This is a genomic window from Mesorhizobium tamadayense (assembly GCF_003863365.1).
GTDB lineage: Bacteria > Pseudomonadota > Alphaproteobacteria > Rhizobiales > Rhizobiaceae > Mesorhizobium > Mesorhizobium tamadayense.
Window position 1 is genome coordinate 52,842 of record NZ_RQXT01000044.1, and the last position, 10,074, is coordinate 62,915.

The window sequence follows — 10,074 nt, forward strand, 5'->3', positions numbered from 1 at the left end:
CTCGCCGAACTTGGCGTCTTCGTCGCCAACCTGTCTTAGGCACGATCAGTTTGAGATGCCGGAATCCATCAGGATCGGATCGTTCGTGCCGTCCGCACCGTGACGCCAGATTATTAGAAGTAATCCGACAGCAATATTATTGCAGTTGAGGGGATTGGAACGAATGGGCCAAGGTCGGCCCGTCTCCCTCCGTCAAGCCAAGGTGTCCAATGTCCGTAGATCTCGTTGCCAGACTGGACGACAAGCTGCGTGCGAAGCGCGAAAGCTTCGACAAGATTCCGGTGGTCGATATCGCGCCCCTTCTCGATGGCAGCAATAAGCAGGCAGTGGCCAAGCAGATACGTTGGGCGCTGTCGAACACTGGTTTCATGTACGTCAGGAACCATGGCATTCCTCAGGAGTTTGTCGATTCGGTGTTCGATGTGAGTCGCCGGTTTTTTGATTTGCCCATGCCGCAGAAGATGGAACTGCACGTAAGCAAATCGGATGTAGCGCTGCGCGGATACATCGAGCCATTCGGGGAAAACACCGATCCAAGCAAGACGAAAGACCTGAAAGAATGCTTTGACATCGGCCCTGAGCGCTCGACCCTAGAAGGTCCGTTTTTTGGCTCCAACCAGTGGCCCGCAACCCTGCCCGAGTTTTCCGAGCTGACATACGCGTACCATCAGAAAATGGTCATCCTCTCGAAAACACTGTTGAAGGGCATCGCGCTCAGCCTGGACTTGCAGGAAACTCATTTCGAGAAACTGATGCGCAACCCGATCAGTATCCAGCGCCTTCTCCACTACCCTCCGCAAGGTGGCTATGTGGGGGAAAACATCATCGGTATCGGTGCGCACACGGACTATGGCAATCTGACCATCCTCGCGCAGGACGACGTCGGCGGTCTGCAGGTCATGAATCGCGACGGAGACTGGGTAGAGGGCACACCCATCCACGGCACCTTCGTCATCAACATTGGCGATCTGATCCAGCGGCTCACCAATGATGTCTATCTGGCGAACATGCATCGCGTGGTCAACACCACTGGGCGGGAGCGCTATTCGATCCCGTTCTTTATCGATGCTGATTTCGATGCAATCATCGAACCTTTGGCGTCCTGCGTCACGGATGGCAACCCGCGTCGCTATAAGCCGGTGACTTGTGGCCAGCACAAATTCGGGCGTTTCGCAGTAAGCTACGCCCACTTGGCCAAGGCATAGCGAGGGCGGTGATGTGAAGCCGCCCGAAGAAGTCAGCGAGCAAGAGAGCAGCCGCTCAAGAGCTTTTGGCGAGCCAGCTCGCAAAAAGCCGAGCTTTCGAACCTGCCCTGGGATGGATTTTCAGATAAAATGCCCTGGGTGAGGGAATGTTGTCGGGTACAAGTGTGACCAGCCGGCCCTGTTCCATCAGGCTTTTGACCAATCCATCCCACCCCAAGACCGCCCCGATATCATCCTGAGCGGCTTGGAGAGCAATCATGTAGTTGTTCACGGAAAACCTGCGGCCTTTCGGGATGGTGTATCCAAGCGCTTGAAACCACTCTGGCCAGTTCGTCCAGTCGGTTTCCTCATTATTCATATGAATCAAAGGCGCCATGAGCAGATCCTCAACTCGGCAAATGCCGTGCTCTGCGGCGAATTTTGGAGTTCCAAGCGCGACAATGCGATCTTGAAAAAGTTTGTGACACTCCTCGCGATTCACCTGCGCATCTCCGTATTGAATACTTAGATCACAGCGGATCGCTGTTCCGGGCACGTCGCTGACGATCTGCGACACGGTGACGGTGGGATGGCTTTTCCAGAAGGCTGCGATCTTCGGTGTAAGCCATAACGAACTAACGGCCGTCGTTGTCCGGATAGTCACGTCAGCGGTTTCCGGGCGATCGCGCATGTGAGTAACGGCCTCGGAAATCGTCTCAAGCCCGCGCTGCACGGCAACGAACAAGAACGCCCCTTTCTCAGTCAATTCGACGCCGCGGCTCATGCGCAGGAACAGGTTGCATCCCAAATCACCCTCAAGCGCCTTGATCTGGTGGCTGATCGCCGCAGGCGTCACATTCAATTCCTGGGCGGCGTTTTTGAAACTCGCATTTCGGGCGGCCGCCTCGAAGCAGATGAGAGCCGTCACCGAGGAGAGATCGTACGGTCTTGGCATCAACGCTTCTTCGGACCCGCTTTTTGGCTCATGGATGGTTCGCAGAGTGCAACAGATTAGCTGAACTAAATCGTGCTGAAAATTAGTGCTATTGCGCAAAAGGCGTTCAGGCAAGAAAATTACATCTCAAATGTGCACGCCATCTATGGAATTCCGCATGATCGCCCCCTCGCCCTCGATCCAAGAGTTGCTAGCGCGCCGCGTCTCGGGCTATGCCCTTGAGCAGCCCTTTTACACTTCGCCGACGATTTACCATCTCGATCTCGAGCACATCTTCTACCAGGAATGGCTCTACGCGGCCCCGGCGTGCCAGCTTGCGAAAGCCGGTAGCTACGTGACGATGCGCGTGGGTGCCTATGAGGTGGTCATCGTGCGCGCCCGCGATGGTGAAATCCGCGCCTTCCACAATTCTTGCCGCCATCGCGGCTCGATGATTTGCAAGGCGCGCGAAGGCCAAGTGGCCAAACTCGTCTGCCCCTATCACCAGTGGACCTATGAGCTTGACGGCAAGCTCATCTGGGCAAATGACATGGGGCCCGACTTCGACATGTCCAAACACGGGCTGAAGCCGGTCCATTTGCGCAATCTTGCCGGCCTGATTTACGTCTGTCTGTCAGCTACGCCCCCAGACTTCGAACCGTTTGCCGACCTGGCCCTTCCCTACCTAGAGGTCCATGACCTCAACAATGCGAAGGCCGCGCATACGTCGACCATCATCGAGAAGGCCAACTGGAAGCTTGTGTGGGAAAACAACCGCGAATGCTACCACTGCAGCAGCAACCACCCGTCGCTCTGCCGCTCCTTCTCGCTCGACCCGGAAGTGGCCGGAGTGTCTGCGGACGGGTCTGTCTCGGCGACCCTTCAGGCGCATTTTGACCGTTGCGAAGCCTCAGGCGCGCCGGCGCAGTTCCGCCTTGGCGGCAGCGGCCAATTTCGCCTGGCGCGGATGCCGCTGCAGCAAAAGGCCGTGAGCTACACGCTCGACGGCAAGGCTGCCGTTCACAAGAATCTTGGCCGGGTGGCTCTGCCCGAAGCAGGCTCGCTGTTGATGTTCCATTATCCGACGACCTGGAGCCACTTCCTGCCGGATCACTCCTTGACCTTCCGAGTCACGCCAATCAGCGCCACGGAAACCGAGGTCACCACCACCTGGCTGGTGAACAAAGATGCCGTCGAAGGCGTCGACTACGACCTCAAGCGCCTGACCGAGGTCTGGATTTCTACCAATGATGAAGACCGTGAGATCGTCGAGACCAACCAGCAAGGGATCTTTTCTCCTGCCTATGTTCCCGGACCATATTCGCCGGTTCAGGAAAGCGGTGTGACCCAATTCGTCGATTGGTATGCGAACTGGCTTGAGCGCTCTCAGGCCTCGATGCGATTGGCCGCGGAGTGAACCAATGAACGTGGTGGCAAAACCCAGGCTGGTTTTCTGGACCGACGCCGAAGAACTCGAATGTGCCTCCTTTCTTCCGGAGGCGCCGAACGTCCTGACCTTTTGTTTCCGGTCGCCCTCCGGATCGCTGTTCAATTTTGATCCAGGGCAATTCCTCACTTTGGAACTGCCCACTCCCGGCGGTCCGATCTATCGGACCTACACGATATCCTCATCTCCGTCGCGGCCGACCTCGCTGACCATTACCGTAAAGGCGCAGGCCGACTCTGTCGGAACGCAGTGGATGTTTGACAGCCTCCGTCCGGGAATGCGCCTGCGGGCAATAGGTCCGGGGGGCACCTTCTCGATGGCGCATCAGCCAGCCGAAAAGTATCTTTTCATCTCAGCCGGCTCGGGCATCACACCTATGATGTCCATGACTACACATCTGTATGATTCCGGAGTTGATCCGGACATCGTCTTTGTCCACTGCGCGCGCCGCCCTTCTGAGATCATCTTCCGCGAACGGCTGGAGCATATGGCGTCGCGCGTAACTGGCATCGACCTGAAATGGGTGGTTGAACAGACCGATCCATACAGGCCGTGGACCGGTTACAGAGGCATGTTCAACCAGTTGATGCTCGGACTGATGGCGCAGGATTATCTTGATCGCGAGGTGTTCTGCTGCGGGCCAGAGCCCTTCATGCAAGCCGTGCGCGAGGCGCTGGCCGGTCTCGGTTTCGACATGGCGCATTATCATCAGGAAAGCTTCCGCGCACCGCTTCCTGAGGCCGAGAAGGTCCCGGATGACTTCGTTCCCACCGAGAAGAACGAGGCCGAGATCGAATTTGTCCTATCCGGCGTCTCGGCGAAATGCGTCGAGACGGATACGATCGTGGCTGCGGCACGGGCTGCCGGTCTGGTGATTCGATCGGGTTGCAGTATGGGAATATGCGGGACCTGCAAGGTTCGCAAAATCGACGGCGATGTGCATATGGTCCACAATGGCGGCATCACCGACGAAGAGATTGCCGACGGCTATATCCTTGCTTGCTGTTCTAATCCGGTTGGCCGTGTGAAAGTCGACTTATAGCAACCATTTCGCGATCTTTGATCAAGCAGCAGGTCGAGGTGGTGTGGATCGGTGCCGTGCCGGCAAAGTTCACGCAGTTCACATTGAGTCGCATTACTATCAGAAACCAGGCGGGCGACGACGACCCCGGGCTGCCGTCCGCCGCTCCGGCCATGACCAACGCCAGCATCGCTGCGAGCGGAAATTTGATATGGGCCGCTGCCGATCCGCGACCAGTTCGCTTGCGCGAAGTTCAGCGACACTAGCCTTAATGTCACCGCAGGCGTCGTGCCGGTTATCCAAGCCAATATCTCGGGCCTGGTCCCTTTCGCCCTGCCGTATCGGCGGGGTTTGCAAGTCTGCACCGGTCGATCGACAGGCAGCCGCAGCCGATGCACTCTGTCAGGCCGGACCGCAGGCGCTGGAGCTCGGCGATCCGCTTGTCGATGCGCTTCATCCATTCACCGGACAGCCGCGACCAGTCGCCACGCGTCGGCATGCGGTCGGCCGGCAACTTGGCGAGCTCGGCGCCGATCTCCTCAAGCGTAAGGCCAATGCGCTGCGCAAAGACAATGAAAGCGATCCGGCGCAGGACGGACCGCGGAAAGCGCCTATGCCCCGAGCCGGCCCGTTTGGACACGATCAGTCCGCGTTCTTCGTAGAAACGCAGGGCCGATGAGGCGACGCCGCTGCGCTGCGAGACGTCGGTAATGGTCAACATGGCATCCATGCAACAATGACAGCACGATTTCCGCTTGACTTCAAGTTAACTTGAACTTGTAGCAAAGACCAGGAGCGAGTGAAGGAGTTTGAGTGATGCAGACGGACAACGGTCTTCGCGGCATTCGCGTGGCGATTACGGGCGGCACGTCCGGCCTCGGACTAGCGCTTGTGCGGCAGCTTACGTCGCAGGGTGCGCGCGTGGCGTTCGTCGCCCGCACCGCCGCAAATGTCGAGCGCGTTGCTGACGAAACGGGAGCGCATGGCATCGTCGGCGACGTCGGCAAGAAGGACGACATCTACCCGATCGCGATGCAGGTCACATCAAGCCTCGGCGGGCTCGACATTCTTGTCAACAATGCGTCGTGCCTCGGCCCTGTCCCCTTGGCGCTTCTTGCCGATACCGATTGCGAAGACCTGGAAGCGGCGCTTGCGGTCAACCTCGTCGGTGCGTTCCGGCTGACGAAAGCCCTGTTCGGCGCGCTTGCCGCATCCGCGCGCGAAGGCCGCGCTGGGTTGGTAATCAACATCTCTAGCGACGCCGCGGTGAGCGCCTATCCCGGCTGGGGAGCGTATGGCGCGAGCAAGGCCGCTCTTTCTCATCTCACGGCGATCTGGGACGAAGAGACCAAGACCGATGGCATACGGCTCTTCGCGCTCGACCCCGGTGATATGGATACCCCGCTTCACGCCCTGGCGGTCCCCGACGCCGATTCTTCGACCTTGAAGCGCCCCGAACTGGCTGCAGCCGAGATCCTCGAAAAGATGCTCAACGCGTTGAGGACTCGCGCCAGACCTGGCGTCGAGACCAATCCATGATTGCCGCCGCCGACCGACGCGACAGGCACGTCGCCAGGCTCCTGGTGGTCGAGCAGGATGGCACTATGCGCGACCTGCCGCGCGCAGAGCTCGCAGGACTGCTCGATCCGGGCGACTTAGTTGTCGCCAATGACGCCGCAACCTTGCCCGCCAGCCTCGACGGCGTCCATATCCGAAGCAGCGAGGCTGTCGAGATCCGTTTGGCGGCCTGGCTGTCGTTTCCCGATCCAAGGCGGTTCGTGGGGATTACCTTCGGCGCAGGCGACCATCGCACGCGCACGGAGGACCGGCTGCCTCCACCCCTGCTCTCGTCAGGCGATCTGCTCAGGCTCGGCCCGCTCGAGGCGATCGTCGAGCGCGTTCTCGACCATCCTCGTCTGCTCGAGCTGCGCGTATTCGGCAGCCGAGGAGCAGTGCTTGCGGGACTGGCTCAGCACGGTCGGCCAATCCAATACGCGCATGTTCCGGAGCCGTTGGCACTGTGGGATGTCTGGACGAAGATCGCGATCGAGCCGGTCGCATTCGAGGCGCCATCCGCAGGCTTTGCGCTCGACTGGAGCACGCTTCAAACCTGGCATCGGCGCGACGTCGGCTTCGCAACGCTCACCCATGCGGCCGGCATCTCTTCCACAGGCGATCCCGTTCTCGACACGCGACTTCCTTTCGACGAGCCATACTGCATTCCCGAGCGCACTGCGGCGCTCGTCGCTGAGGCGAAGCGCCGCGGCAGCCGCATCATCGCGATCGGCACAACCGTCGTGCGCGCGCTCGAATCAGCCGCCAATCCCGACGGCAGTGTGTGCACCGGAAACGGGATAGCGACAGGACGCATCGAGCGAGGTACGCCGCTTCGCTTAGTCGATGCTATTCTCACCGGCGTCCATCAGCCTGGCGAGAGTCATTTCGAACTGCTGCGCGCCTTTGCCGACGATGCGCTGCTCACCAACGCTTCCGCACTCCTAGCGGCGCACCGTTACCGCGCGCATGAGTTCGGCGACTCCATACTGCTCAATCGTCAACCGCTGCTTTTGGGCTAGATCAAACATGGCTCCTGCCCGGAACAGGCTGCACAGTCCGAAGTTCTGGAATGCAGGCTCTCGCAACAGGAATGGACGCCCAGCGGCTCAAAGCTTTCCGTGCATGTCGTTGAAACCATTTCGCGCTATCGATCGCTCGGTCGCAGACGCGGCCGACGGATCGAAGGTGCCTGCTGCTTGGCACTATTGCGTCGAGGGCAGATCTGTAGAAGCGCACGGCACTGATCTATGCGTCCGCTCTCATGCGCCGCAGTTCGACAATTGCCGCACTGTGATCGAGATCGCCTCCGCCATTGTCGACGAGGCCGCGAAAAATCCGATCAACCTCCGTGGCTACCAGCAGCCGTAGCCCAAGTGAAGCCGGCAAGCGCAAGCGCCGTGCCGGTGTCCTTGATCTGATATTTCGCTGGACCACCCGGCACGAAATCGGCCTCGATCATGCGCCGCCCGTGCTGGCGAAACACGGTCGAGTCGCCGAAGCCGCCGAGCAGCGCCTCGCGTACCCGTGCAGGATCTGCACCACCCCTTTCCGCGAGCATCAGCGCTTCGGCAACCGCGCAAATATTGCTGGCGACAATCAGCTGGTTCGCGAGCTTGGCCAGGCTGCCCGCTCCGACCAGACCGACATGGGTGACGCGACCAAGCGGGACAAGGGCAGGCGCCAGTGCATCGATGGCGGGCGCCTACCCACCAGCCATGATGGCCAGCGCGCCCGAGCGCCTTTCTCCCCGCCTGAAACGGGTGCGTCAACGTAGCGGATACCATTTGCTCCTGCCAGGGCTCCCTGCCGGCGCGCGGTCTCGACCGGGATGGAACTCATCACGACGAGCGTGGACCCGGCGACATTGCGTCGGCCATGGCATTCGCCCCGAACAGGACTTCATCGCAGACGGGCCCCGAGCTCAGCATGCAGATCACGACGTCCGCATGCCGCGCCGCTTCCGCCGCATCAGTTGCGATGCAGACGCCGAAAGGTGCCAGCGCCTCGGCCTTGTGTAGGTTGCGGTTCCACGCGGTCACAGAGAACCCGGCCTCCACTATGCGGCGGGCCATGTGGCCTCCCATGATGTTCATGTCTGTTTCCTTCGCACAGAGGATCGTGTCAGCGTCTCGATTCCATCCTACGGCTTCCCCACTCGATTGTGGACAAGACGTCGAAGGTGAAGCGCGGCCAGCCGATCGAACTCGTCGGCGAAGTCATCCGGATCGACGAGGAGACGGTGACGATCGATCTCAGCCCGGCCGTCACTGTCGCCAGAGACAAGGTCAGGCTGGTGCGGGCCGATGTGCCGCCGAAGCGGAAGACCGCACCCGTCGACAAGCCCACATAAGGCGAAGGCAGGGAAGCCCACCAGAGCGCGTTCTCGCTGGCCGCTGCCCATTGCCGCCGAAGCGTCCCGCGCGTGCTGGCGCGCCTGCAGCGCTAACCATCTGCCGCCATTTCCCTGTCGCACGTAATTGCATGTGCTATTTTCCTCTCGCCAAAGGGGGCGATGGCCGATGCCGGTGAACTGTGCGGAATGCACGTTCGTAATAAGTTCAAGCACCCAGAAATGCCCCAGGTGTGGGCATGAAAGCGGCTCGTCTGCTGGAAAGGTTCTATCGGATTTTGTGGCAGGCGACGGCGCGAGGCGGGTCAAGTCCGTTCAGTTTGAACGGCTGGTACTGGCCATAGCGATGTGCATCTTTGCCGCATGCCTCATGGCGCTGGTCTATTCTGCAGAAAACAAATTCCTGGCTGGGTTTAGGATTCTCCCGGCCTAGGAGCGGCGTCGCTCAACTTGATGGTGCGCGAAACAAATCGAGGCCTAAAGGTGGACAGCATAATCAAAGGCGCATTGATCATCGCTGCTGCAATAGTGATTGCCGCCGCCATGTTTGTCTATTTCGGCCCGTATCAATCGTGTGTCAGAGAGCTACGCGTGTCGAATCCTTCCCCTGCCGCCACGTGCGCCAATTTGGTCCGATAATTCGAACTGACTGATCCTTGTCATATTAGCGATAGCTTGCATTTCAGCAAAAGCAGGATCATGCTTAGAGAGCGGGCGGAGGAGGCCACCAGGGTAACGGTGGTTGAAAGGGTTGGCTTATGGAAGCCGTTTGTTACGTCCCAAGCGCATTCTGTTTCTTGTCGATCTTGGTCAGCATCGCGATGACCTTTGTCGTCATGGCTCCGTTCGCCGCGACGCGTCTGCTCGTGCTGAGGATGCGCGCGCACTCGGTCGGACAGCTTCAACCGGCGTAGATCGGCAGGTGGTCCGATGCGACCTGTGCTTTTGATCGTCGCGGCCGTTGCGGCGTTCTTCGTCTGGGATGCTGCGGCAAATGATGGCCGCTACTGGCATCAGTTCGAGCGCAACATCCAGCAGGTAGAACACTTTCCGGGCCTTGTCAGGGTCTCTTGGAACTAGCTTCCTGGGAACGCGGCAGTCGGTACCGTGATCGAGCCGTCTGTGTCATAGCGGCAGACGCCTTTGGTGATGCGGATCTCGTCGAGCCAGCCGTTGTAGTTGGCGACCCCCCAAGAGCGTCCGATTTCCAGTGCTGCCGTCGAATTGAAGATTGAACTATCGGCCGGCGTAGCGCTGCCCCAGAACGCGCCATCGAGCGAGAGCCTGATTTTGCCACTGGAGTTCTTGCTGATCGCGATGAAGTGCCAGGCGTCAACCGACATCGTTGCGAAGCGCCTGAAGATGGACCAAGCGACGATGCGGCCATCTCACTCAAGCACCAGTCCCTCGCCCGCGCCGATCAGCGCGGCAATCATCTCGAAGCATCGCCATGGAGCTGAACCAACGCCGCGTCCGCACCGCTCGGGCCGGTCACCGGCAGGTGTCGAAGAGAGAGGCGATCGGTACGCACTCAACGTACTCGTCGATGCTCCACCGGTTCTGTGTCGGCGCGCCTCCTCA

11 protein-coding genes and 1 pseudogene are annotated in these 10,074 nt (G+C 59.7%); 8 read left to right on the forward strand and 4 right to left on the reverse strand.

What is annotated here, in order from left to right; genetic code table 11:
* Nucleotides 1–209 precede the first annotated feature (209 nt).
* The gene (locus tag EH240_RS27730) at nucleotides 210–1,205 is read left to right on the forward strand and encodes an isopenicillin N synthase family dioxygenase (RefSeq protein WP_125004571.1); all 996 of its coding nucleotides are present in this window, start codon (nucleotides 210–212) and stop codon (nucleotides 1,203–1,205) included.
* 55 nt (nucleotides 1,206–1,260) lie between these two features.
* On the opposite strand, the gene EH240_RS27735 is transcribed toward EH240_RS27730, so the two are convergent.
* Nucleotides 1,261–2,139 (reverse strand): LysR substrate-binding domain-containing protein, encoded by an 879-nt coding sequence (locus EH240_RS27735; RefSeq protein ID WP_125004573.1) that lies wholly within the window; start codon nucleotides 2,137–2,139, stop codon nucleotides 1,261–1,263.
* A 157-nt stretch (nucleotides 2,140–2,296) separates the two neighbouring features.
* Between EH240_RS27735 and EH240_RS27740 the strand changes: the two genes are divergently transcribed.
* From EH240_RS27740 to EH240_RS37770, 3 genes are read left to right on the forward strand one after another with little or no spacing between them, the layout of a single operon-like run.
* On the forward strand, nucleotides 2,297–3,535 hold the full coding sequence (locus EH240_RS27740) for an aromatic ring-hydroxylating oxygenase subunit alpha (protein ID WP_125004575.1): 1,239 nt from the start codon (nucleotides 2,297–2,299) through the stop codon (nucleotides 3,533–3,535).
* A 4-nt stretch (nucleotides 3,536–3,539) separates the two neighbouring features.
* The gene (locus EH240_RS27745) at nucleotides 3,540–4,607 is read left to right on the forward strand and encodes an FAD-binding oxidoreductase (RefSeq protein WP_125004577.1); all 1,068 of its coding nucleotides are present in this window, start codon (nucleotides 3,540–3,542) and stop codon (nucleotides 4,605–4,607) included.
* Between the two features lie 17 nt (nucleotides 4,608–4,624).
* Nucleotides 4,625–4,852: a hypothetical protein gene (locus tag EH240_RS37770; protein ID WP_148101154.1), complete on the forward strand. Its 228-nt coding sequence runs from the start codon at nucleotides 4,625–4,627 to the stop codon at nucleotides 4,850–4,852.
* A 29-nt stretch (nucleotides 4,853–4,881) separates the two neighbouring features.
* On the opposite strand, the gene soxR is transcribed toward EH240_RS37770, so the two are convergent.
* Nucleotides 4,882–5,316: a redox-sensitive transcriptional activator SoxR gene (soxR, locus tag EH240_RS27750; RefSeq protein WP_125004579.1), complete on the reverse strand. Its 435-nt coding sequence runs from the start codon at nucleotides 5,314–5,316 to the stop codon at nucleotides 4,882–4,884.
* Between the two features lie 86 nt (nucleotides 5,317–5,402).
* Between soxR and EH240_RS27755 the strand changes: the two genes are divergently transcribed.
* On the forward strand, nucleotides 5,403–6,125 hold the full coding sequence (locus EH240_RS27755; protein WP_125004581.1) for an SDR family NAD(P)-dependent oxidoreductase: 723 nt from the start codon (nucleotides 5,403–5,405) through the stop codon (nucleotides 6,123–6,125).
* Complete coding sequence (locus EH240_RS27760) at nucleotides 6,122–7,162, forward strand: S-adenosylmethionine:tRNA ribosyltransferase-isomerase (protein ID WP_245436413.1); 1,041 nt, start codon at nucleotides 6,122–6,124, stop codon at nucleotides 7,160–7,162. Before EH240_RS27755 ends, EH240_RS27760 begins: the two co-directional genes overlap by 4 nt.
* 226 nt (nucleotides 7,163–7,388) lie before the next feature.
* On the opposite strand, the pseudogene EH240_RS27765 reads toward EH240_RS27760, so the two are convergent.
* Nucleotides 7,389–8,236 (reverse strand): annotated as a pseudogene (locus tag EH240_RS27765) (NAD(P)-dependent oxidoreductase).
* Between the two features lie 68 nt (nucleotides 8,237–8,304).
* Here EH240_RS27765 and EH240_RS27770 point away from each other — a divergent pair.
* Both EH240_RS27770 and EH240_RS38175 read left to right on the forward strand, forming a co-directional pair.
* Nucleotides 8,305–8,493 carry a hypothetical protein gene (locus EH240_RS27770; RefSeq protein ID WP_125004583.1) on the forward strand — a complete coding sequence of 63 codons (189 nt, stop codon included), beginning with the start codon at nucleotides 8,305–8,307 and terminating at the stop codon, nucleotides 8,491–8,493.
* 930 nt (nucleotides 8,494–9,423) lie between these two features.
* The gene (locus EH240_RS38175; protein ID WP_167484180.1) at nucleotides 9,424–9,573 is read left to right on the forward strand and encodes a hypothetical protein; all 150 of its coding nucleotides are present in this window, start codon (nucleotides 9,424–9,426) and stop codon (nucleotides 9,571–9,573) included.
* Here EH240_RS38175 and EH240_RS27775 read toward each other — a convergent pair.
* Nucleotides 9,570–9,836 (reverse strand): LamG domain-containing protein, encoded by a 267-nt coding sequence (locus tag EH240_RS27775; RefSeq protein WP_167484181.1) that lies wholly within the window; start codon nucleotides 9,834–9,836, stop codon nucleotides 9,570–9,572. The genes EH240_RS38175 and EH240_RS27775 overlap by 4 nt on opposite strands.
* Nucleotides 9,837–10,074: the final 238 nt, after the last annotated feature.